The 21,399-nt window shown below is 60.1% G+C and carries 22 protein-coding genes and 1 tRNA gene; 11 read left to right on the forward strand and 12 right to left on the reverse strand.

Going from position 1 to position 21,399, the window contains the following annotated elements; translation table 11 throughout:
• Positions 1-19: 19 nt before the first annotated feature.
• Both prpB and ACK6BI_RS21100 read right to left on the reverse strand, forming a co-directional pair.
• Positions 20-910, reverse strand: a complete 891-nt coding sequence (gene prpB / locus ACK6BI_RS21095) for a methylisocitrate lyase (RefSeq protein WP_065258025.1) — start codon at positions 908-910, stop codon at positions 20-22.
• On the reverse strand, positions 907-1,629 hold the full coding sequence (locus tag ACK6BI_RS21100) for a GntR family transcriptional regulator (protein ID WP_176704423.1): 723 nt from the start codon (positions 1,627-1,629) through the stop codon (positions 907-909). Before ACK6BI_RS21100 ends, prpB begins: the two co-directional genes overlap by 4 nt.
• A gap of 297 nt (positions 1,630-1,926) precedes the next feature.
• Here ACK6BI_RS21100 and ACK6BI_RS21105 point away from each other — a divergent pair, with 297 nt between their 5' ends.
• The 7 genes from ACK6BI_RS21105 (at position 1,927) to ACK6BI_RS21135 (ending at position 10,259) form a co-directional block, all read left to right on the forward strand.
• On the forward strand, positions 1,927-2,463 hold the full coding sequence (locus ACK6BI_RS21105; protein ID WP_065258027.1) for an ATP-dependent zinc protease: 537 nt from the start codon (positions 1,927-1,929) through the stop codon (positions 2,461-2,463).
• A 5-nt stretch (positions 2,464-2,468) separates the two neighbouring features.
• Positions 2,469-4,004: an inactive transglutaminase family protein gene (locus ACK6BI_RS21110; RefSeq protein WP_409318570.1), complete on the forward strand. Its 1,536-nt coding sequence runs from the start codon at positions 2,469-2,471 to the stop codon at positions 4,002-4,004.
• Entirely contained in the window at positions 4,004-4,990 is a 987-nt protein-coding gene (locus tag ACK6BI_RS21115) for an alpha-L-glutamate ligase-like protein (RefSeq protein WP_409318571.1), read from the forward strand. Before ACK6BI_RS21110 ends, ACK6BI_RS21115 begins: the two co-directional genes overlap by 1 nt.
• Before the next feature lie 246 nt (positions 4,991-5,236).
• Positions 5,237-6,580: an aminodeoxychorismate synthase component I gene (gene pabB, locus ACK6BI_RS21120; protein ID WP_409318572.1), complete on the forward strand. Its 1,344-nt coding sequence runs from the start codon at positions 5,237-5,239 to the stop codon at positions 6,578-6,580.
• A gap of 143 nt (positions 6,581-6,723) precedes the next feature.
• Positions 6,724-7,458, forward strand: a complete 735-nt coding sequence (locus ACK6BI_RS21125; RefSeq protein ID WP_409318573.1) for a phosphoadenylyl-sulfate reductase — start codon at positions 6,724-6,726, stop codon at positions 7,456-7,458.
• 479 nt (positions 7,459-7,937) lie between these two features.
• Positions 7,938-9,476 carry an NCS1 family nucleobase:cation symporter-1 gene (locus ACK6BI_RS21130; RefSeq protein ID WP_409318574.1) on the forward strand — a complete coding sequence of 513 codons (1,539 nt, stop codon included), beginning with the start codon at positions 7,938-7,940 and terminating at the stop codon, positions 9,474-9,476.
• Between the two features lie 54 nt (positions 9,477-9,530).
• On the forward strand, positions 9,531-10,259 hold the full coding sequence (locus ACK6BI_RS21135) for an aspartate/glutamate racemase family protein (protein ID WP_409318575.1): 729 nt from the start codon (positions 9,531-9,533) through the stop codon (positions 10,257-10,259).
• Here the strand turns inward: ACK6BI_RS21135 and ACK6BI_RS21140 are convergent.
• On the reverse strand, positions 10,228-11,172 hold the full coding sequence (locus tag ACK6BI_RS21140; protein ID WP_409318576.1) for a LysR family transcriptional regulator: 945 nt from the start codon (positions 11,170-11,172) through the stop codon (positions 10,228-10,230). The two genes, ACK6BI_RS21135 and ACK6BI_RS21140, sit on opposite strands and share 32 nt — an antisense overlap.
• 126 nt (positions 11,173-11,298) lie before the next feature.
• Here ACK6BI_RS21140 and ACK6BI_RS21145 point away from each other — a divergent pair, with 126 nt between their 5' ends.
• On the forward strand, positions 11,299-12,045 hold the full coding sequence (locus ACK6BI_RS21145) for a 3-oxoacyl-ACP reductase family protein (RefSeq protein ID WP_065258035.1): 747 nt from the start codon (positions 11,299-11,301) through the stop codon (positions 12,043-12,045).
• Positions 12,046-12,114: 69 nt separating this feature from the next.
• Here ACK6BI_RS21145 and ACK6BI_RS21150 read toward each other — a convergent pair whose 3' ends face one another.
• The 7 genes from ACK6BI_RS21150 to ACK6BI_RS21180 form a co-directional block, all read right to left on the reverse strand.
• A complete protein-coding gene (locus ACK6BI_RS21150; protein ID WP_007960113.1) occupies positions 12,115-12,810 on the reverse strand; it encodes an HAD-IA family hydrolase in 696 nt (231 codons plus the stop codon).
• Between the two features lie 126 nt (positions 12,811-12,936).
• The gene (locus ACK6BI_RS21155; protein WP_409318577.1) at positions 12,937-13,104 is read right to left on the reverse strand and encodes a hypothetical protein; all 168 of its coding nucleotides are present in this window, start codon (positions 13,102-13,104) and stop codon (positions 12,937-12,939) included.
• Positions 13,105-13,221: 117 nt separating this feature from the next.
• Positions 13,222-13,638 (reverse strand): glycine zipper domain-containing protein, encoded by a 417-nt coding sequence (locus tag ACK6BI_RS21160; RefSeq protein WP_065258037.1) that lies wholly within the window; start codon positions 13,636-13,638, stop codon positions 13,222-13,224.
• 136 nt (positions 13,639-13,774) lie between these two features.
• On the reverse strand, positions 13,775-14,143 hold the full coding sequence (locus tag ACK6BI_RS21165) for a bacteriocin (RefSeq protein WP_409318578.1): 369 nt from the start codon (positions 14,141-14,143) through the stop codon (positions 13,775-13,777).
• A gap of 312 nt (positions 14,144-14,455) precedes the next feature.
• The gene (locus tag ACK6BI_RS21170) at positions 14,456-14,644 is read right to left on the reverse strand and encodes a hypothetical protein (RefSeq protein ID WP_065258039.1); all 189 of its coding nucleotides are present in this window, start codon (positions 14,642-14,644) and stop codon (positions 14,456-14,458) included.
• A 156-nt stretch (positions 14,645-14,800) separates the two neighbouring features.
• On the reverse strand, positions 14,801-15,121 hold the full coding sequence (locus tag ACK6BI_RS21175; protein WP_065258040.1) for a YbjQ family protein: 321 nt from the start codon (positions 15,119-15,121) through the stop codon (positions 14,801-14,803).
• Positions 15,122-15,272: 151 nt separating this feature from the next.
• Positions 15,273-15,362 (reverse strand) — tRNA-Ser (locus ACK6BI_RS21180).
• 294 nt (positions 15,363-15,656) lie between these two features.
• Between ACK6BI_RS21180 and ACK6BI_RS21185 the strand changes: the two genes are divergently transcribed.
• The 3 genes from ACK6BI_RS21185 to ACK6BI_RS21195 all read left to right on the forward strand — a co-directional run bounded on the left by ACK6BI_RS21185 (position 15,657) and on the right by ACK6BI_RS21195 (position 18,390).
• On the forward strand, positions 15,657-16,346 hold the full coding sequence (locus tag ACK6BI_RS21185; RefSeq protein WP_409318579.1) for a crotonase/enoyl-CoA hydratase family protein: 690 nt from the start codon (positions 15,657-15,659) through the stop codon (positions 16,344-16,346).
• Between the two features lie 215 nt (positions 16,347-16,561).
• Positions 16,562-17,284: a 1-acylglycerol-3-phosphate O-acyltransferase gene (locus ACK6BI_RS21190; RefSeq protein ID WP_409318580.1), complete on the forward strand. Its 723-nt coding sequence runs from the start codon at positions 16,562-16,564 to the stop codon at positions 17,282-17,284.
• 134 nt (positions 17,285-17,418) lie between these two features.
• Positions 17,419-18,390: a magnesium and cobalt transport protein CorA gene (locus tag ACK6BI_RS21195; protein ID WP_409318581.1), complete on the forward strand. Its 972-nt coding sequence runs from the start codon at positions 17,419-17,421 to the stop codon at positions 18,388-18,390.
• Positions 18,391-18,431: 41 nt separating this feature from the next.
• Here ACK6BI_RS21195 and ACK6BI_RS21200 read toward each other — a convergent pair whose 3' ends face one another.
• Positions 18,432-19,154 carry an amidotransferase gene (locus ACK6BI_RS21200; protein WP_409318582.1) on the reverse strand — a complete coding sequence of 241 codons (723 nt, stop codon included), beginning with the start codon at positions 19,152-19,154 and terminating at the stop codon, positions 18,432-18,434.
• 94 nt (positions 19,155-19,248) lie between these two features.
• A complete protein-coding gene (locus ACK6BI_RS21205) occupies positions 19,249-21,393 on the reverse strand; it encodes a 3-hydroxyacyl-CoA dehydrogenase NAD-binding domain-containing protein (protein ID WP_409318583.1) in 2,145 nt (714 codons plus the stop codon).
• Positions 21,394-21,399 lie beyond the last annotated feature (6 nt).

Consider the following 21,399-nt stretch of genomic DNA (forward strand, 5'->3'; position numbering starts at 1 on the left):
CAGGGAGTACGGTTGCGGCTTACTTCTTCGCCGCAAACAGCGCGTCGAGCTTCTGCTCGAAGGTGTGGTAATCGATGCGATCGTAGAGCTCCATGCGAGTCTGCATGGTGTCGATGACATTCTGCTGGGTGCCGTCGCGGCGGATCGCGGTGTAGACATTTTCCGCGGCCTTGTTCATCGCGCGGAACGCCGACAGCGGGTACAGCACCAGCGACACATCGGCACCGGCCAGTTGTTCGGTGGTGTACAGCGGCGTCGAGCCGAATTCGGTGATGTTGGCCAGGATCGGCGCCTTCACGCGGTTGGCGAACAGCTTGTACATCTCCAGTTCGGTGATGGCTTCCGGGAAGATCATGTCGGCACCGGCCTCGATGCACGCGGCGGCTCGCTCCAGTGCCGACTCCAGACCTTCAACGGCCAGCGCGTCGGTGCGGGCCATGATCACGAAGCTGTCGTCGGTGCGGGCATCCACGGCCGCCTTGATGCGGTCGACCATTTCCTGCTGGGTCACGATCTCTTTGTTCGGGCGGTGGCCGCAGCGTTTGGCGCCGACCTGGTCTTCGATATGGATCGCCGCCGCGCCGAACTTGATCATCGACTTCACGGTGCGGGCCACGTTGAACGCCGAGGCACCGAAACCGGTGTCCACGTCCACCAGCAGCGGCAGGTCGCAGACATCGGTGATGCGGCGCACGTCGGTCAGCACGTCATCCAGGCCGGTGATGCCCAGATCCGGCAGGCCGAGGGAGCCAGCGGCTACCCCGCCACCCGAAAGGTAGATCGCCTTGAAACCGGCACGCTTGGCCAGCAGCGCATGGTTGGCGTTGATCGCGCCGACCACTTGCAACGGATGTTCGCTGGCGACCGCATCGCGGAATCGCTGGCCTGGAGTGCTCTTGTTGGAACTCATGACTCACCTCGTTCAGTGGCTGTCTGGTTGTCGGCGCCGTCCTGGTAATGACGGGCGATGTTGCGTTTCGAGGCGCCGATGTGGCGGCGCATCAACAATTCCGCGAGCTCGCCGTCACGGTCGGCGATGGCATCGAGAATCCGGTGGTGTTCGGCAAAGGCCTGGCGCGGGCGGTTGGGCGTGGTGGAAAACTGGATGCGGTACATGCGCACCAGTTGATACAGCTCGCCGCAGAGCATCTGGGTCAACGTGCGGTTGCCGCTGCCCTGGATGATCCGGTAGTGAAAGTCGAAATCGCCTTCCTGCTGGTAGTAGCCGACGCCGGCCTGAAACGCAGCATCGCGTTCGTGGGTTTCCAGCACCCGGCGCAGCTCGTCGATGTCTTCGACGCTCATGCGCTCGGCCGCCAGACGGCAGGCCATGCCTTCAAGGGATTCGCGGATTTCGTAGAGTTCGAGCAGTTCGGCGTGGCTCAGCGAGACCACCCGTGCACCGACGTGCGGCACTCGAACCAGCAGGCGCTGGCCTTCGAGACGATGAATCGCCTCACGCAGCGGTCCGCGACTGATGCCGTAGGTACGCGCCAGTTCCGGCTCGGAGATCTTGCTGCCGGGGGCGATTTCGCCTTTGACGATAGCCGCCTGGATGCGCCGGAAGACGTTTTCGGACAGGGTTTCCGAATCGTCGCCGCTGATGACCGGGGGATCGAGTTGATCCAGCATATTGTCGACACCTTTAAATCCGATGCGGCAAAAACTAACGAATCAGCCCGTACCAGTCAAAGGAAAAATAAAGATTGTCGACAATCGTCTAATAACACGCATCATCCACCCCAGGGGTTATAGACCCGCTCGGGCGCTGGCGCCATTAAACCACCGTGCTAGAATGCCGCCGCATTTGCGGGTCACTTGTACGGCTTGTCATAAAAAGCTGATAGGCACACGAAGGCACGCGCAGACAGGATCTCCTGATGCCGTGGCCCTGAACCGAGAACGGAACGCTGCTCGCCAGGATTTATGAGACTCAAGCCCTTCCCTACCTTTTTCTATCTGTTTTGCCTGCCCGGCCTGGCTGTGGCGGGGGAAAAGACTGTGTACGGCCTCAACGAATACGCTGCGCTCGACGGGATCAACCTGGAAGTGGCGGCGAAACTCGACACCGGGGCGAAAACCGCCTCCCTGAGCGCCCGCGACATCAAACGCTTCAAGCGCAATGGCGAGTCCTGGGTGCGTTTCTACCTGGCCATCGACGCTGCGCATTCGCACCCGATCGAGCGGCCGCTGGCCCGGGTCAGCAAGATCAAGCGCCGCGCCGGCGACTACGACCCGGAAGAAGGCAAGAAATACACCGCACGCCCGGTGATCGAGCTGGATATCTGCATGGGTTCGGCGATGCGCAGCATCGAAGTGAACCTGACCGACCGCAGTGCGTTCCAATACCCGCTTTTGATCGGCTCCGAGGCGCTGAAACGCTTCGATGCGCTGGTCGATCCCAGTCTTAAATACGCTGCCGGCAAACCTGCCTGCGCCATCGCCGCTCATACCGCCGAGTAATGTCCATGCGTTCTTTAACCCTCCACCTGAAAATCCTGATCGCCATCCTGGTGCTCCTGGGCATTTCGGTCACGGCCTATCAGATTTTCGTGCTCGGCATCCCGGTGACCGAAGACGCCACCGACGACTTGTGGAACATCGACGCCAAGGTCGAGTTCGTCGCCAGCACCAAGGATCCGGTGAAGATCCAGATGTTCGTGCCGCCTCTGAGCCGCGATTACGTCAGCCTCAATGAAAGCTTCATCTCCAACAACTATGGCGTGGCGGTCAACCGTGTCGACGGCAACCGCAAGGTCACCTGGTCGGCACGTCGGGCCAAGGGCAACCAGACCCTGTATTACCGCCTGGTGCTGACCAAACGCTACACCGCCGAAAAAACCAAGGTCAAAGGCCCGACCTTCCGCGACAGCATGGCCATCGAAGGTCCGGAAAAAATCGCCGCCGAAGCCCTGCTCGCGCCGATCCGCCAGCACTCGGCCGACGTCGAGACCTTCATCGGCGAGGCGATCAAGCGTGTCAACAACACCAACGACGACAACGTGAAACTGCTGCTGGCCGGCGATCCGTCGACGCCGCACAAGGCAAAGATCGTCGAACTGCTGCTGTCCATCGCCCATGTTCCGGTGGAAAAGGTCCACACCATCCGCCTCGTCGCCGATCAGCCGCAGACCCCTGAGCTATGGCTGCGCAGCTTCAATGGCAACGACTGGCTGTACTTCAACCCGGAAACCGGTGAACAAGGCCTGCCGAGCGATCGCCTGCTGTGGTGGACCGGTGATGAAAACCTGATCACCATCGACGGCGCGAAGAAGGCCAACGTGACCTTCAGTCTGAACAACAGCGAAATGAACGCAATTCGTCTGGCCAAGCTGACCGACGAAAACACCGATGCCAACTTTCTCGAATACTCGCTGTACGGCCTGCCGCTGCAGACTCAGCAGACGTTCATGATCATGGTGATGATCCCGATCGGCGTGCTGGTGATCCTGATCCTGCGTAACCTGGTCGGCCTGCAGACCCTCGGCACGTTCACCCCGGTACTGATCGCCCTGGCCTTCCGCGAAACGCAACTGGGCTTCGGCATTCTGCTGTTTACCGTGATCACGGCGCTGGGGCTGTCGCTGCGTTCGTACCTGGAACACCTGAAGCTGCAAATGCTGCCACGGCTGTCGGTGGTGCTGACCTTCGTGGTGGTGCTGATTGCGGCGATCAGCCTGTTCAGTCACAAGCTCGGTCTGGAACGCGGTCTGTCCGTGGCGCTGTTCCCGATGGTGATTCTGACCATGACCATCGAACGCCTGTCGATCACCTGGGAAGAGCGCGGCGCCAGCCATGCCCTGAAAGTGGCGATCGGCACCTTGTTCGCGGCGTCCCTGGCGCACTTGATCATGACCATTCCGGAACTGGTGTACTTCGTGTTCACCTTCCCGGCGATTCTGCTGATTCTGGTAGGTTTCATGTTGGCCATGGGTCGTTATCGCGGTTACCGCCTGACCGAACTGGTGCGTTTCAAGGCCTTTCTGAAGAAGGCTGACGCCTGATGTTCGGTTTCTGGAAGACCTGGAAGGCCCTGGAAGCCCGGGGCATCATGGGCATCAATCGGCGTAATGCGGACTACGTGCTCAAGTACAACAAGCGCAGCCTGTACCCGATCGTCGACGACAAGATCATCACCAAGGAACGCGCGATCAAGGCCGGCATCCATGTGCCGGAGCTGTATGGCGTGATTTCCACGGAAAAGGAAATCGACAGGCTCGACGAGATCATCGGCGGGCACAACGACTTCGTGATCAAGCCGGCACAGGGCGCCGGCGGTGACGGCATCATCGTCATCGCCGACCGTTTCGAGGGGCGTTATCGCACCGTGTCGGGCAAAATCCTCACGCACGAAGAGCTGGAGCACCATATTTCCAGCATCCTCACCGGCCTGTATTCGCTGGGCGGACACCGCGACCGGGCATTGATCGAATACCGGGTAACCCCGGACCAGATCTTCAAGAGCATCAGTTACGAAGGCGTGCCGGACATCCGCATCATCGTGCTGATGGGCTACCCGGTGATGGCCATGCTGCGGCTGCCGACCCGGCAGTCCGGCGGCAAGGCCAACCTGCACCAGGGCGCCATCGGCGTCGGGGTCGATCTGGCCACCGGCCTGACGTTGCGCGGCACCTGGCTGAACAACATCATCGCCAAACACCCTGACACCACCAACGCGGTGGACGGCGTGCAACTGCCCTACTGGGACGGTTTCATGAAACTCGCCGCCGGTTGCTACGAGTTGTGCGGGCTGGGCTACATCGGCGTGGACATGGTGCTGGACCAGGAAAAAGGCCCGCTGATTCTGGAACTCAATGCGCGGCCCGGGCTGAATATCCAGATTGCCAATGACTGCGGCCTGACCTCGCGCACCCATGCGGTGGAAGCACATCTGCAGGATCTGAAGACTCGCGGCATGACTGAAACGGTTGAGGAGCGCGTGGCGTTTGCTCAGGAACTGTTCGGGCATATTCCGGCGGTCGAAGGCTAACTCCTGTGGCGAGGGAGCTTGCTCCCGCTCGGCTGCGCAGCAGTCGTGAGCCGGCAGACACGATCACTTTGACAGACCGAGCCACTGAATCCCGGCCTGCTTTGCAGTCCAGCGGGAGCAAGCTCCCTCGCCACAGGTTGCTCGTCAGCCGCTGTCGATCTGCCAATCCCCGACATCCCCTCTAGGAGCAATTCCCCGAGGGGACTACAATCCCCACCCCGCCTCGATGGCCGATCTGCCCCGCCCATGTTGACCTGTTCCGTACACCCGCTGCCCTACTGCGCCAACCCCGCCGACTATTTCGCGGCAATCCGCCATGCGCCCGGCGCCGTGTTGCTCGACAGCGGCCGGCCCGCTGCCGATCGTGGCCGTTATGACTTGCTCAGCGCCTGGCCGCTGGAACAACTGACGGTTTTGCCCGACGAACGTGGCGACGATTTCCTGCAACGTCTGCGGGACAATCTGGCGCGGTTGGGCGATGCGCAATTGCCCGAGGACCATGAACTGCCGTTCGTCGGTGGCCTGATCGGCTACCTGAGCTACGACTTCGGTCGGCATCTGGAGCACCTGCCAGGCCTGGCGATGGATGATCTGCAACTGCCGGATGCACGATTCGGTCTGTACGACTGGGCCCTGATCAGCGATCACCACAAAGCCACCAGCCAGCTGGTGTTCCATCCGTCGGTCAGTGTCAGCGAGAAGCAACGGCTGATCGACCTGTTCAGCCAACCGATGGCCGCCGAACTGACGCCATTCAAACTGAACACGCCGATGACCGCCGACCTCTCGGCCGATGACTACCGTCAGGCAATCGAACGCATTCATCAATACATCCAGGCCGGCGATTGCTATCAGGTCAACTTCGCCCAGCGTTTCCGCGCACCGTGCCAGGGCGATCCATGGTTGGCTTATTGCGCGTTGCGCGAAGCCTGCCCGACGCCGTTTTCCGGGTTCCAGAACCTGCCTGACGGCGACGCGGTGCTGAGCCTGTCGCCCGAGCGCTTTGTCAAAGTCAGCCGACGCCAGGTGGAAACCCGCCCGATCAAGGGCACCCGCCCCCGTGGCGCGACCCCGGCGCAAGACGCCGCCAATGCCGCCGAACTGCTGGCCAGCCCCAAGGATCGCGCGGAAAACCTGATGATCGTCGATCTGCTGCGCAACGATCTGGGTCGCACCTGCCGAATCGGCTCGGTGCGGGTGCCGGAGCTGTTCAGCCTGGAAAGCTATCCGAACGTGCATCACCTGGTCAGCAGCGTGACCGGTGAGTTGGCGCAGGATCGCGACGCCCTTGACCTGATCGCCGGCAGCTTCCCCGGCGGCTCGATCACCGGAGCCCCGAAGATCCGTGCGATGCAGATCATCGATGAACTGGAACCGACCCGACGCGGCTTGTATTGCGGCTCATTGCTGTACCTGGACGTGCGCGGCGAAATGGACAGTTCCATCGCCATTCGCAGTCTGCTGGTTAAGGATGGGCAGGTGTGTTGCTGGGGTGGTGGCGGGATCGTCGCCGATTCGGACTGGCAGGCGGAGTATCAGGAGTCGATTACCAAGGTGAAGGTTCTTCTGGAAACCCTGCAGGGCCTATAGACCTGATCGTGGCGAACGAGCTCGAACTCAAGCGGCTCGACCTGGACCGTGCAACGCAGAGGCCGCCCCGGCGGACGTTGCTTTTTGTTAACATCGCCGCCATATAGAGCGCCCAGCGCCACCGACCTGTAGGAAGCCGCCTGATGAGCCCAACGTTCGACGTCGTGGAACTCGCCACGACCTATGCCAACAAATCCGCCCAGGACATCCTCAAGCTCGCGTTCGCCGAGTTCGGCGATGACCTGTGGATATCTTTCAGCGGCGCCGAGGATGTGGTGCTGGTGGACATGGCCTGGAAGCTGAACAAGAACGTCAAGGTGTTCAGTCTCGACACCGGCCGCCTGCACCCGGAAACCTACCGTTTCATCGATCAGGTACGCGAGCACTACAAGATCGACATCGAAATCGTCTCGCCGGACTACACGAAACTTGAACCGTTCGTGAAGGAAAAAGGCCTGTTCAGTTTCTACAAGGACGGCCACGGCGAATGCTGCGGCATCCGCAAGATCGAGCCGTTGCGCCGCAAACTGTCCGGCGTCAAAGCCTGGGCTACCGGCCAGCGTCGCGACCAGAGCCCTGGCACCCGCAGCGCGGTGGCGGTGATGGAAATCGACACCGCGTTTTCTACCCCGGAGCGTACGCTCTACAAGTTCAATCCACTGGCACAGATGACCAGTGAGGAAATCTGGGGCTACATCCGCATGCTGGAGCTGCCGTACAACAGTCTGCATGAGCGCGGTTTCATCAGCATCGGCTGCGAACCGTGCACCCGCCCTGTGCTGCCGAACCAGCACGAACGCGAAGGTCGCTGGTGGTGGGAAGAAGCGACCCAGAAAGAATGCGGATTGCATGCCGGGAATATCATCAGCAAGGGGTAAGCCGCTCGCCCCACAGTTGTCTCTGCCGGACATGAAAATGTGTACACACGAATGTCACCATCGGTGCCATTTATGTGTGCACTTTTCGCTTCTGCGCCCTGAAAAGTTACATCACGCTCACCGAGCGATCCCTTCCGACGCCCACCAGAATTCCCTCCGAAAAATAAATACCTGTTCAAGCGGTCAATTTATATCGCCTGCATTTCAGCGACTTAGCGCCATTCAATAACTTTTCGTAATCAACCGCGATTTTCATAGATCGCTGGCTGGCACAGATCTGGCTTAGTGCATACATGTTTTGTATACAAAACTGCAGAACATGAATACACACTTTCGATCCGCAAGCCTGAAGCGCCCTATCCCGTACAGGCTGCAGATGCCCCGTAACCAGTGATGTCTGCTGGCCGCGACGAAGATTTGTCGAGCCTCAAAGCTCATGCACAGTCATCGCGGCCCCTGCACATCAGGAGCCTGCCGGAATGCGTACAAGTCTCTCCAACAATATCGCGCTGAATCTGCCCGCCTCTGCCCCCGACCAGCCAATGCTCGGCACTGGCCAGGTCGAACCGCTCGAATTGAGCCCCCGCCTGCACAACAGCGACCTCGCACCGACCAAGGTCGAAGGACGGCGCTGGGGCAAATACAGCATCTTTGCCCTGTGGACCAACGATGTGCACAACATCGCCAACTACTCGTTTGCCATCGGTCTGTATGCCCTGGGCCTGGGTGGCTGGCAGATTCTGCTGTCGCTGGGGATCGGCGCCGCGCTGGTGTATTTCTTCATGAACCTGTCGGGTTACATGGGGCAGAAAACCGGGGTGCCGTTTCCGGTCATCAGCCGGATCAGTTTCGGCATTCACGGGGCGCAGATTCCTGCGCTGATCCGGGCGGTCATCGCCATTGCCTGGTTCGGGATTCAGACGTATCTGGCATCGGTGGTCTTTCGTGTATTGCTCACGGCGATCCACCCCGGCTTCGCCGACTACGACCACGACTCGATCCTCGGCCTGTCGAGCCTGGGTTGGGTGTGTTTCGTGGCGATCTGGTTCGTGCAACTGGGAATTCTGGCCTACGGCATGGAAATGGTCCGCCGCTACGAAGCCTTCGCCGGGCCGGTGATTCTGCTGACCGTCGCCTGCCTTGCCGCGTGGATGTACACCCAGGCCAACGCGACCATTGCCTGGTCGATCCGCGAACCGCTGACCGGCGGCGAGATGTGGCGCAACATCTTTGCCGGTGGCGCACTCTGGCTGGCGATCTACGGCACGCTGATCCTCAACTTCTGCGACTTCGCCCGCTCCTCGCCGTGCCGCAAAACCATCAAGGTCGGAAACTTCTGGGGCCTGCCGGTGAATATTCTGGTGTTCGCCGCCATCACCGTCCTGCTGTGCGGGGCGCAATTTCAGATCAACGGCCGGATCATCGAAAGCCCGACCGAGATCATCGCCTCGATCCCCAACACGTTCTTTCTGGTGCTCGGTTGCCTGGCGTTCCTGATCGTCACCGTAGCGGTGAACATCATGGCCAACTTCGTCGCCCCGGCTTTCGTGCTCAGCAACCTGGCACCGAAGTACCTGACCTTCCGCCGCGCCGGGCTGATCAGCGCCACGATTGCCGTGCTGATCCTGCCGTGGAACCTTTACAACAGCCCGCTGGTGATCGTGTATTTCCTGTCGGGCCTCGGCGCCCTGCTCGGCCCGTTGTACGGCGTGATCATGGTCGACTACTGGCTGATCCGCAAAAGCCGGATCAACGTGCCACAGCTGTACAGCGAAGATCCGAACGGCGCGTATTACTACAGCCGCGGGGTCAATCTGCGGGCCGTGGCGGCATTCATTCCGGCCGCTCTGATCGCCATCGTCCTGGCACTGGTGCCAGGCTTCCACAGCGTTTCGCCCTTCTCTTGGCTGATCGGTGCCGGCATTGCCGGGATGCTTTACCTGATCGTCGCCAAACGCCAGCCGCACTACGCCGACGTGGACGGCGAAGCCATCGCCGTCGACAACGTCAGCCACTGAATTATTTGGCGGCCCTTCGCCGGGCCGCAGAACCAACCGTAATAAGGACTTCTCATGCGTATTCTCGTGGTCAACGTAAACACCACCGAATCCATCACCCAAGCCATCGCCTGCTCGGCTCGGGCGGTCGCCTCTCCAGGCACCGAGATTGTCGGCCTGACGCCGCATTTCGGGGCGGACTCCGTCGAGGGCAATTTCGAAAGCTATCTGGCAGCCATCGCCGTCATGGACCGGGTGATGGCCTACGACCAGCCGTTCGACGCGGTGATCCAGGCCGGCTACGGCGAGCACGGTCGCGAAGGCTTGCAGGAATTGCTCAACGTGCCGGTAGTGGACATCACCGATGCGGCCGCCAGTACCGCGATGTTTCTGGGCCACGCCTATTCGGTGGTCACCACGCTGGATCGCACCGTACCGCTGATCGAGGACCGCTTGAAACTGTCCGGCCTGTGGGACCGCTGCGCCTCGGTGCGGGCCAGCGGCCTCGCGGTGCTTGAGCTGGAACATGAACCGCAACGGGCGCTGGAAGCGATCGTGCATCAGGCCGAACTGGCGGTGACTCAGGATAAAGCCGAAGTGATTTGCCTGGGTTGCGGCGGCATGGCCGGGCTCGATGAAAAGATCCGTCAACGTACCGGAGTGCCGGTGATCGATGGCGTCACCGCGGCTGTCACCATCGCCGAATCGCTGGTGCGTTTGGGCCTCTCAACCTCCAAGGTGCGGACGTATGCGACACCGCGACCGAAAACCATCATCGGCTGGCCAGCGCGTTTTGCGCGTTGAATCGCTCTGCCAGCCCCCGGGCTGAAAACTGCTCGATGACGAAATCGACGAACGCCCGGGTCTTGCCCGGCAGCAGTTTGTGCTCGGCGTAATAAATGGAGATGTTGCCGTCGTCGACGTACCAGTCGGGCAGGACTCGCTGCAAGGTCCCCGCCTCAAGATAGCCCACGGCGAAGGGCATGCTCACCAGTGCAATCCCCAGCCCTTGCGCCGCCGTGGCGCAGGCGGCCTGGGAGTCGCTCAGGGTCATGCGTGCCTGGAGCGTCAACGGGCGACAATTCTGCGGATTGCCCCCGGTCAGTTGCCAGGAGCGCACGCGTCCGGTTTGCGGCGAGCGAATCAGAATACCGTCGTGATGCCTGAGATCATCCGGCTCGCTGATCACTGGACGGTTGCGCAGATAGTCCGCCGATGCCACCAGGACTCGATGCGCCGGACTCAACCGGCGAGCAACCACGCCTTGAGGCAATTCGAATCCCCCGCCGATGGCCGCATCGAAGCCCTGCCCGATCAGGTCGACCTGCCGGTTATCGAAATGCCAGTCCGGACTGATCGCCGGGTATCGCCGCAGGAACTCACCCAGCATCGGCACGACATACAGGCAGCCGAAAGCGGTACCCATGCTGACTTTCAGCGACCCCGCCGGAAGCCCCTGAACGCTGGACAGGTTGGCAACGGCATTCTGGATGGTCGTCAGGCTGCCACTGATCTGACTCAAAAACAGTTGACCGGCTTCGGTCAGCGTCAGACTCCGTGTACTACGCTGGAACAGCCGTACACCCAGCCGCGCCTCGAGCTTCGCCACACTCTTGCCGACTGCCGCCGGGGTCAGGCTCAAGCGTCGGGCGGCCTCGGCAAAGCTGCCGACTTCGGCGCTACGCACAAAGCATTCGATACTGCTGAAGGTTTCCATGATCCTCACTATAAACTTCTGGTTTACACAGACTATAGCAATCATGGTCTACACGGTTGTCGATGCGAGGCCGATACTCGGCTCCAACCACAAGGCATCCCGCCTTGAAACTTCTGGAGATCGAACATGACCACTCAACACCTCAGCGGTAAAGTCGCTCTGATTCAAGGCGGCTCTCGCGGTATCGGTGCCGCCATCGTCAAACGCCTGGCCGCTGAAGGCGCCGCGGTTGCCTTTACTTACGTCAGCTCCGCCGCCAAGGCTGAAGAACTGCAGAACAGCATCACCGCTACCGGCGGCAAAGCCTTGGCGATCAAGGCCGACAGCGCCGATGCCGGCGCTATCCGCAACGCCGTGAACGCGACCGTCGAAACCTTCGGTCGCCTCGACATACTGGTCAACAACGCCGGTGTGCTGGCGGTCGCTCCGCTGGAAGACTTCAAACTGGAAGACTTCGACCAGACCCTGGCGATCAACGTACGCAGCGTGTTCATCGCCAGCCAGGAAGCCGCCAGACACATGGGCGAAGGCTCGCGCATCATCAATATCGGCAGCACCAACGCTGACCGCATGCCTTTCGCCGGTGGCGGTGTGTATGCGATGAGCAAGTCCGCGCTGGTCGGTCTGACCAAAGGCCTGGCGCGGGATCTCGGACCAAGGGGCATCACCGTCAACAACGTGCAGCCCGGTCCGGTGGATACCGACATGAACCCGGCCCATGGCGACTTTGCCGAAAGCCTGATTCCGCTGATGGCGGTCGGTCGTTACGGCACAGCCGATGAAATCGCCAGCTTCGTCGCCTACCTGGCCGGCCCGGAAGCCGGATACATCACCGGTGCCAGCCTGACTGTCGACGGTGGTTTCGGCGCCTGATTGTTTCGAGTGATCGAAAAACGCCGCCCCTCCTTCAATGGAGGGGCGGCGTTTTTATCTGCGGTCTGGTCAGGCCCAATCGAGCGCCGGCAACCCACAGGCACTTGGCGTGAACGCTTTCAACGTACGAAGAATTCCGTCGGCATGTGCGTATTTTTCATCGGCCATGGCCGCATCCGGAATCGCAATGGCGGTCATGCCCGCCGCTTTTGCTGCCGTCACGCCAAACGGCGAATCCTCGAACACCAGACAATCTTCCGGCGCCACACCCAAGCGGCGAGCCGCCGTGAGGAAAATGTCCGGTGCCGGTTTGGCGGCACCGACTTCCGGATCGTCGGCGGTGACGATGAAGTCGAACAACGCAAACCAGTCGCGGTGCAACGTGGTTTTCTGGCCGAACGACTGGCGCGATGAACTGGTACCGACGGCAATCGGAATGTTGTGTGCCTTTAGGTGACGAATCAGTTCCTCGGCCCCCGGCATCGCTTGCGCGGTGGGAAAGCGCTCGCGCATCAGCGGCTCGCGGATCACCAGAAACTCTTCGGCGGTGATTGGCAGATCCAGCGCCTCGACCACATAGCGCGCCAGATCGCCAGCCCCGCGCCCGATGATGTTCTGCTTGATGCTCCAGTCAAAAGTGCGCCCGTAACGCTCGGCAATCAGCGAGGTGACCTCGGTGTAAATGCCCTCGGTGTCCAGCAGCAAACCGTCCATATCGAAAATCACGGCCTTGATCGGGCCGAACGCCTTCAGCGGTGCATTCATCATCGGATCCGTTATCAAAGACATCCCGGGCGGCATAGGCTGCCGCTGCTCGGATCTGATTAAAGGGTTCAGCAGCATAACGAGCGTGGTCGAGGTTGAGCAACAGCTCAAGGGAGCGAAAGCGCGTCACTCATCATCATCGAAATCCTCATACTCCAGCTCTTCCCCTTCCCCCTCCCAAAGCGGAACCGTCGCATCATCCATCAACGACCCCGGATCCTCATTCCCCGGATCATTGATAAACGGCAGCCCGCTCGGGCCTTTTTCTTCCTTGCCTGCGGTTTCGGGAGTCATGGCGCACCTCGGGAGTTCAGCGTGTAGACGTTCGAAAAGTATGGTCGCCAAACGTTCCAGCGCGTTGCATGCGAACACAAAAAACCCGGCACAGGGCCGGGTTTCAGATCCGCTCGGTCAGCGGTGACGATATTTGTGTTTGTGCTTGTGGCCACCACCGGAATGCGACCGTCCACCATCGTCACCCAGGCTGTTGCCAATGGCACCACCCGCCGCACCACCGAGTCCTGCCCCGACAGCCGAGCCGGTAGATCCACCGACGCTGTTGCCAAGCACCGAACCGCCGGCCGCTCCGAGGCCGCCGCCAATGGCGGCTTCCGTACGATTGCGTTTGTTTGCCCCGACGGCGCTGCCGGCCGCGCCGCCGACACCGGCCCCGACTGCCGCGCCGGTGCTGCCGCCAAGTTGTCCACCGACCACGTTACCCAGCACACCCCCCAGACCACCGCCGACCGCCGCGGAACCATCGCCGGCAGCCATGGCGCCCTGGGCCACGAGCAATCCTAAAACCAACGCAGTTAATGTCGATCGCATACAGACCTCACAGGTCCCGGATCGGGACGGTACGCCCGGAGAACGGGCTATACGCAATTGGAGGCGAATTCGGGAAAAACGTTCAGCAACGAAAAGGCCCGGCATATAGCCGGGCCTTTCAGACACGCATTCTCAATCAGTGGCGCTTGTGGCCCTTGGACAGGCTGCTGCCCACTGCGCCGCCCGCTGCGCCACCCAGGCCTGCGCCGATGGTTGCACCGTTCTTGCCACCCAGGCTGTTGCCGATGATCGAACCACCTGCCGCACCAACGCCGCCACCAATGGCCGCTTTGGTGCGGGCACCTTTCTTCGCTGCCAAGGCACCGCCGGCCGCCCCTGCTACGCCGGCTCCAATCGCTGCACCGGTGCTGCCGCCCATTTTCTGGCCAACCACGTTACCGAGCGCGCCACCCAGACCGCCACCCAGTGCGGCGGTACCGTCGCCGGCCATTGCACCTTGAGCAACCAGAAGCCCCAGAACCAGAGCAGGCAGAGTTAAACGCATGACGAAAACCTCAACAAAAGGAAGAAAAAAGGGCGCAGATTGAATGCTGTTGCAGCGGCAATGTCCAGCACTGCCGCGCACTTGGCGCCGATTGGACAGCGATTATCAAAAAGGTTTTATGTCGGGCAAAAAAAAGCCCGCTGGGGAGACGGGCTGGAGACTTGCTTTCTAACGGATGGCTTCACCCTACGTAGACGGGTGTGAAAAGTTTGTGAAAGAAACCGGACGAATACGCAATTTTTGTAGGACAGAACTCTCGACAATCATTAACAAAAACCCCCGCTCAATGGCGGGGGCTGTGTGGCATCCTGATTACTTTCTGGAACGGGTCGTCACCCTGGGCAAAAACTTTGCCTTGGGCCCCTTGGGCGCCGTGGACTTGATCTTGCCGGTCTGCACCGGATCCTCGCCAAAGCCAGCCTGATACTCGGTCTGGCCGCAGCGCACGCAATTGTTGAATGGAAATTCAGCCCCGTCGTCTTCGATGTACGGATCAGTCATTTCTTCACCCCTTTCAAAAGCGGGCCGATACCGGCAAGACCCTTTTGCCTGAAAAAATATCGACCTCCAAGGCTTTTGAGACTAGCCGGTCATTCCTGGACTTGTGGTTCATATCACCCGAAGCCCGACGAATGGCCTGTCATTCGCAAATCCGGCTCAGCGCAGCTTGACTGCCGTACCGGTCGCAAACACCACAACCATCCCGCCCTTCCCCGCCGGCATGCTGATCTCGAAATCCACACCGACCACCGCATCGGCCTGCAAGGACCGTGCACGTTCCTTGATCTCGTCAGTCGCCTGAACACGCGCCTCCTTCAACGCGCGCTCCAGCGTCTGCGAACGCCCACCAAAAAAGTCGCGCATCCCGGCGAACATATCGCGAATCACATTCACGCCCTGCACCGATTCGGCGCTGACAATGTCCAGATACGCCGTGATCTGCCGGCCTTCGATGGAGTGGGTGGTGGAAATGATCATGGAAGTCGTCCTTTTACATACAGATAAAACCGCGATTGTACCGCCCCGGCAAAATGAAGCCGAACCCGGCTGGGCAACCAAAAATCCGGACCCCGGAATGCACAAAACCCCTGGTTTCTTTCGAAACCAGGGGTTTTGTTTACATCGAATTTGGCGGTGAAGGAGAGATTCGAACTCTCGATACAGTTTCCTGTATACACACTTTCCAGGCGTGCTCCTTAAGCCACTCGGACACTTCACCGTATCTCTTCAAACATGTTCTGTCTGTCGAGGCGCGCTAATGTAGTCGAAAGCTTTTCCGATGGCAAACTTTTTTTCAGAATTTTCATGTGGTTAAGACATTCAGCCGTTCTGCGCATTTCGGATCATGGCAAACCGGCCATTCTCCGGTCGGCGAAACCCTCCCATGAAGCGGCGAACCCGCAGCAGCCTGTACAGCAGACGGCAATCGGTGACCGGCAAGTCAGTCACAGTGCTTTACCTGACCGGCGACGCTGGGTAACGTCTGCCCATCTTTCGTATAAGGAATTGCGCCATGAGCGACCTGATTGCCTACCACCTCGAAGACGGTATCGCGACTCTGACCCTGAGCAACGGCAAGGTCAACGCCATTTCCCCGGACGTGATCGCGGCCTTCAACGCGGCGCTGGATCAGGCGGTGGCGGATCGTGCAATCGTGATTATTACCGGCCAGCCGGGCATTCTCTCGGGCGGCTACGATTTGAAGGTCATGACCGCCGGCCCCAAAGAAGCCGTGTCGCTGGTAACCGCCGGGTCGACCCTCGCCCGTCGCCTGCTGTCGCACCCGTTCCCGGTGATCGTGGCCTGCCCGGGTCATGCCGTGGCCAAAGGTGCGTTCATTCTGTTGTCCGCCGATTACCGCATCGGTGTCGACGGCCCGTTCAGCATCGGCCTGAACGAAGTGCAGATCGGCATGACCATGCACCACGCCGGGATCGAGCTGGCCCGTGATCGCCTGCGCCGCTCGGCGTTCCACCGCTCGGTGATCAACGGTGAGATGTTCGATCCGCAAAGCGCTGTGGATGCCGGTTTCCTCGACAAGGTGGTTTCTGCCGAAGAACTGCAAGGTGCCGCCCTCGCCGCAGCGCGTCAGTTGAAGAAGATCAACATGAACGCGCACAAGAACACCAAGCTCAAGGTTCGCAAGGCCCTGCTGGAAACCCTGGATAACGCCATCATCCAGGATCAGGAACACTTGGGCTGAATCCTCTTCAGCTCGGTACAGAAAAGCCCGACCGTCGCGTCGGGCTTTTTCTTACGCGCAAGGTTTAAATTTCTGCAGAAGCTCTAGGACGCCTCTGACCGACAAGTCGGAAACATGTGCTTAAACATCGCCTATCTCCTGACTCTATAACGGCAATTGCCGAAAACAGTGCACATCCGTACACTGCGCCACCTTTTGTCCCGGTGGGCCTGAAAATGCTGTTCATGTTTCGTATGTTGTTGATGGGCCTGCACTTTATTCTTGCGGGCGTGCTAGGGCTGATCCTCGGACTGTGCCGCCCCTTCAATCCGGATAACAGTCGCTTGTGTGCCCGCCTCTATGCATTGCCGGCCATGTGCATTTTGCGTCTGCGGGTGAAGGCCGATGTCGGATCGTTGATGAACAAGCCCGCCAGTTGCGTGATCATCGCCAATCACCAGTCCAACTATGACCTGTTCGTGTTCGGCAATGTGGTGCCGCGTCGAACCGTGTGCATCGGCAAAAAGAGCCTGAAATGGGTTCCGCTGTTCGGGCAGCTGTTCTGGCTCTCCGGCAATGTGTTGATCGATCGTGGGAATGCGCACAAGGCCCGCCGGTCGATGCTGACAACCACCGAGACCTTGCAGCACAAAGACACCTCGATCTGGGTATTTCCGGAAGGCACGCGCAACTTGGGCGAAGAACTGCTGCCATTCAAGAAAGGCGCGTTTCAGATGGCCATCGCCGCCGGCGTGCCTATCGTTCCGGTCTGTGTCAGCAGCTACATCAAGCACATGCGTCTGAACCGCTGGCGCAGCGGGAAAATTCTCATACGCTCGCTGCCGGCGATTCCTACCGCCGACCTGACCATGGACGACATGCCCATGCTCATCGCTCGATGCCGTGAACAGATGCGCGAGTGCATCGATGACATGGATCGACAGCTTCAGGCCGCGTAAAAAGGAAACCCGCCTTGTGCGGGTTTCCTTTCGCCCGGTGAACTGTGCAGATTTCACTGACTCTCAAGCAGCGACACGGCTAAGCTGAAGCCATGTCTCCTCTGTCATCTGCCAAGAAGAAGTGAACCACCACCATGGGTCGAGTTGTTGCTGCTGCGGTTTACAGCGCCGGTAAGAAAGTCACCAATATTTCCCTCGACGAAGGCGCCGCCTGGGCGGCCAAGACCGGGCATTTTGTCTGGATCGGCCTCGAAGAGCCAAATGCCCAGGAACTGGCCAACCTGCAACGCCAGTTCAACCTGCACGAACTGGCCATCGAGGACGCCCTGGAAAAACACAGCCGTCCGAAACTGGAAACCTTCGGCGACGCCCTGTTCATCGTCACTTACTCACCCGTGCGCCAGCACGGCATCCTGCAGTTCATCGAAACCCACATTTTCGCCGGCAAGGGCTACATCATCACCGCCCGCAACGGGCATTCCGCGTCCTACGCCCATGTCCGTCAGCGCTGTGAGGCGCGACCGCTGTTACTGGAGCACGGGGAAGATTTCGTACTGTATGCCCTGCTGGATTTCGTGATTGAAAACTACCAGCCAGTGGGTGAAGCGATCCACGCCGAGATCGATGAACTGGAACGCAATGTGTTGTGCAGCGCGCTGAATGAGCACGATATCCAGAAGCTGCACGGTCTGCGCCGCGACGTTCTGCGCCTGCGTCGATACGCAGCGCCGATGGTGGAAATCGGCGAGGAATTGCAGAAGCTGAGCTTCCCCTTCATCGACAAGAACATGCGTCCGTACTTCCGCGACGTGCAGATCCATGTCACACGGCAGATGGAAGACCTGACCACCCTGGCCGAGATTGCGAGCCAGACCATCGAGATCGGTGTGTTGCTGGAGGCGTCACGACAGAGTGTGGTGCAGCGCAAGTTCGCGGCATGGGCGGCGATTCTGGCGTTCCCGACAGCGATCGCCGGGATCTACGGGATGAACTTCCAGAACATGCCGGAACTGAGCTGGCATTACGGCTATTTCGCCGTACTGGGGTTTATCACGGTGGGCTGCGTGGGGCTGTGGGCCAGTTTCAAGAAGTCAGGCTGGCTGTAAGCCAGAAAGCGCCCCCGTACTCGACACGAGGGCGCTCCGGTTCAAGCAGCGTTTGGCTTGTGCGCCACAAAACGCATCATCCATTCCGCCACCGTGGTGCCGTGGTGATCGTTCTCAAGGCTGGCCACGCCCTTGCTGTAGATCTGCTCGCCCAGCGCTTCCTGACGCAGGTCCAGCAACGCTCGCGAATAGTCATGAATGAATTCCGGGTGCCCCTGGAAGCACAGCACCTGGTCGTTGATGTGATAAGCGGCAAACGGGCAAAAATCGCTGGACGCAATCACCGTGGCGTTCTCCGGCAACGCCGTCACCTGATCCTGGTGGCTGATCAGCAGCGTCAGCTCTTCACGCACCGGGTTCATCCACGGAGCCTTGGCCGCCAGCTTGTAGTTGTGGGTGCCGACACCCCAGCCCTGGGTCGCACGCTCGCTCTTGCCACCCAACAACAGCGCCAGCAATTGATGGCCGAAGCACACGCCGAGCAGTTTGTCGCCGCGTTCATAGCGGGTCAGCAGGTATTGCTTGAGGGTCTGGATCCACGGGTCGGTGCCGAACGAGTCCGCCTTGCTGCCCGTGACCAGGTACGCATCGAACGTCAGGTCATCAGCGGGATACTCGCCTTGCATCACGTTGTACACCGTGAACTCGGCAGCGATCGGCTGTTTCGAGAACAGGCGCTGGAACATCTGCCCGTACCCCTGATATTCATCGACCAGTTCCGGACGCAGGATGTCGGTTTCCAGAATGCAGATGCGTAGCGACATAAAAAATTCCTGACACGTGATGGGAATAATGCACACCCCAGAGCCTGCCCTGAAATCCCCCGGCAAGGCAAGCCCCGGAATGCTTCCCGCGCCGTCAGAACAGCTCGCCGCTGGCAGCCTTTTGCAGCAACAATGCCGGCGGTGTGAAACGGTCGCCGTACTGTTCAGCCAGGTACTGGGCCCGCGCGACAAAGTCCTTCACGCCATATTGATTGATGAACTGCAACGCGCCGCCGGTCCAGGCCGCGAACCCGATGCCGAAGATCGAACCGACGTTGGCATCCGCCGTCGAGGTCAACACCCCCTCCTCTAGACAACGCACGGTTTCGATGGCTTGCACGAACAGTAACCGGTCCCGCACATCTTTCGGTGAAATCTGCCCGTCGGCTTTTTCGAAACGGGTTTTCAGCTCGGGCCACAGGTGCTTCTGGCCTCCTGCCGGGTACTCATAAAAACCGCCTCCCGCTGCCTTGCCCGGCCGTTTGTATTCGTTGAGCAGCAAGTCAATCACGGCAAAAGCCGGATGCTCAATCTGCGGTTTCCCTTCGGCTTGCAGATCTTTGGCCGTTTGCTGGCGGATATGACTCATCAGGCTGAGGGAAACTTCGTCAGAGATTGCCAGCGGTCCGACAGGCATCCCGGCCTTGCGCGCTTCGGTCTCGATCATCGCTGCGTTGATGCCTTCGCCGAGCATGGCAATGCCTTCGCTGGTGAACGTGCCGAACACCCGTGAGGTGAAGAAGCCACGGCTGTCGTTGACCACGATCGGCGTTTTCTTGATTTGCAGGACGAAATCGAACCCGCGTGCAAGGGTTTCGTCGCTGGTCTGCGCGCCCTTGATGATCTCTACCAACGGCATTTTTTCCACAGGACTGAAGAAATGCAGACCGATGAACTTGCTCTGATCCGGCACCGCCGTCGCCAGACCTGTGATGGGCAGGGTCGAAGTATTGGAGGCAATCACCGCGTCTGCACCGACCACCTGCTGCGCCGCTGCCGAGACCCTGGCCTTGAGCTGACGATCCTCAAACACCGCCTCGATGATCAGATCGCAACCCGCCAGATCGGCATCGTTTTCAGTGGTCCGGATACGCGCCAGCACCGCCTCACGCTGCTGGGCAGTCATCTGCCCGCGAGCGACTTTCTTGTCCAGCAGCGTTGCCGAATGCGCCTTGCCCTTCTCGGCAGCCGCGAGGTTGATGTCCTTGAGCACCACCTCTATTCCGGCAGAGGCGCTGACATAAGCGATGCCGGCGCCCATCATCCCGGCGCCGAGCACACCCACACGCTTCGTTACATAAGGTGCAAGGCCCAGCGGACGCGAACCGCCGGCATTGATTTCATTGAGCTGGAACCAGAAGGTGCCGATCAGGTTTTTCGAGATCTGGCCGGTGGTCAGTTCGGTGAAGTAACGGGTTTCGATCAGGTGCGCAGTATCGAAATCCACCGGCGCGCCTTCCACTGCTGCACAGAGAATTTTCTCCGGCGCCGGCAACGTGCCCTGGGTCTTTGTGCGCAGGATCGACGGCGCAATCGCCAGCATCTGCGCGACTTTCGGGTTCGACGGCGTGCCGCCGGGAATTTGATAGCCCTTCACATCCCAACGTTGCATTGGCGCAGGATTGGCCAGAATCCAGGCCCTGGCCTTGGCCAACAGTTCATCGCGATTTGCCGCCAGCTCATCGATCAAGCCCGCCTGCAGCGCCTGCTGCGGACGGACTTTCTTGCCCTCGAGCAGATACGGCAGGGCTTTTTCGATGCCGAGCATGCGCACCATGCGCACCACCCCGCCGCCACCCGGCAGCAAACCGAGGGTCACTTCCGGCAGACCGAGTTGCACCGAGGCATCGTCCAACGCCACGCGGTGATGACAAGCCAGGCAGATTTCCCAGCCGCCACCGAGCGCCGCGCCGTTGATCGCCGCGACCACCGGTTTACCGAGGGTTTCCAGGGTGCGCAACTGGCCCTTGAGGGTCAGCACCATGTCGTAGAAAGCCTTGGCTTCGGGCTTGCCGACCTTGATCAGTTCATTCAGGTCGCCACCGGCGAAGAAGGTTTTCTTGGCCGACGTGATGATCACCCCGGCGATGTCATCTTTTTCCGCCTGCAATCGGGCGACGCTTTCGGCCATGGCCTCGCGGTACACCGCGTTCATGGTGTTGGCGCTCTGGCCTGGCATGTCGATGGTCAGGACGACGATGCCGTCCTGGCCCTTTTCGTAACGAATGGCTTGGGTCATGACAAG

The sequence above is a fragment of the Pseudomonas sp. KCJK9016 genome (assembly GCF_046231795.1).
GTDB lineage: Bacteria > Pseudomonadota > Gammaproteobacteria > Pseudomonadales > Pseudomonadaceae > Aquipseudomonas > Aquipseudomonas bananamidigenes.

Excerpts from the sequence above, each read along its gene's own strand:
- prpB (WP_065258025.1), bottom strand. The coding sequence starts at position 910 with ATGAGTTCCAACAAGAGCACTCCAGGCCAGCGATTCCGCGATGCGGTC.
- ACK6BI_RS21105 (WP_065258027.1), top strand. The coding sequence starts at position 1,927 with ATGAGACTCAAGCCCTTCCCTACCTTTTTCTATCTGTTTTGCCTGCCC.
- ACK6BI_RS21110 (WP_409318570.1), top strand. The coding sequence starts at position 2,469 with ATGCGTTCTTTAACCCTCCACCTGAAAATCCTGATCGCCATCCTGGTG.
- ACK6BI_RS21115 (WP_409318571.1), top strand. The coding sequence starts at position 4,004 with ATGTTCGGTTTCTGGAAGACCTGGAAGGCCCTGGAAGCCCGGGGCATC.
- pabB (WP_409318572.1), top strand. The coding sequence starts at position 5,237 with ATGTTGACCTGTTCCGTACACCCGCTGCCCTACTGCGCCAACCCCGCC.
- ACK6BI_RS21125 (WP_409318573.1), top strand. The coding sequence starts at position 6,724 with ATGAGCCCAACGTTCGACGTCGTGGAACTCGCCACGACCTATGCCAAC.
- ACK6BI_RS21130 (WP_409318574.1), top strand. The coding sequence starts at position 7,938 with ATGCGTACAAGTCTCTCCAACAATATCGCGCTGAATCTGCCCGCCTCT.
- ACK6BI_RS21135 (WP_409318575.1), top strand. The coding sequence starts at position 9,531 with ATGCGTATTCTCGTGGTCAACGTAAACACCACCGAATCCATCACCCAA.
- ACK6BI_RS21140 (WP_409318576.1), bottom strand. The coding sequence starts at position 11,172 with ATGGAAACCTTCAGCAGTATCGAATGCTTTGTGCGTAGCGCCGAAGTC.
- ACK6BI_RS21145 (WP_065258035.1), top strand. The coding sequence starts at position 11,299 with ATGACCACTCAACACCTCAGCGGTAAAGTCGCTCTGATTCAAGGCGGC.
- ACK6BI_RS21150 (WP_007960113.1), bottom strand. The coding sequence starts at position 12,810 with ATGAATGCACCGCTGAAGGCGTTCGGCCCGATCAAGGCCGTGATTTTC.
- ACK6BI_RS21155 (WP_409318577.1), bottom strand. The coding sequence starts at position 13,104 with ATGACTCCCGAAACCGCAGGCAAGGAAGAAAAAGGCCCGAGCGGGCTG.
- ACK6BI_RS21160 (WP_065258037.1), bottom strand. The coding sequence starts at position 13,638 with ATGCGATCGACATTAACTGCGTTGGTTTTAGGATTGCTCGTGGCCCAG.
- ACK6BI_RS21165 (WP_409318578.1), bottom strand. The coding sequence starts at position 14,143 with ATGCGTTTAACTCTGCCTGCTCTGGTTCTGGGGCTTCTGGTTGCTCAA.
- ACK6BI_RS21170 (WP_065258039.1), bottom strand. The coding sequence starts at position 14,644 with ATGACTGATCCGTACATCGAAGACGACGGGGCTGAATTTCCATTCAAC.
- ACK6BI_RS21175 (WP_065258040.1), bottom strand. The coding sequence starts at position 15,121 with ATGATCATTTCCACCACCCACTCCATCGAAGGCCGGCAGATCACGGCG.
- ACK6BI_RS21185 (WP_409318579.1), top strand. The coding sequence starts at position 15,657 with ATGAGCGACCTGATTGCCTACCACCTCGAAGACGGTATCGCGACTCTG.
- ACK6BI_RS21190 (WP_409318580.1), top strand. The coding sequence starts at position 16,562 with ATGCTGTTCATGTTTCGTATGTTGTTGATGGGCCTGCACTTTATTCTT.
- ACK6BI_RS21195 (WP_409318581.1), top strand. The coding sequence starts at position 17,419 with ATGGGTCGAGTTGTTGCTGCTGCGGTTTACAGCGCCGGTAAGAAAGTC.
- ACK6BI_RS21200 (WP_409318582.1), bottom strand. The coding sequence starts at position 19,154 with ATGTCGCTACGCATCTGCATTCTGGAAACCGACATCCTGCGTCCGGAA.
- ACK6BI_RS21205 (WP_409318583.1), bottom strand. The coding sequence starts at position 21,393 with ATGACCCAAGCCATTCGTTACGAAAAGGGCCAGGACGGCATCGTCGTC.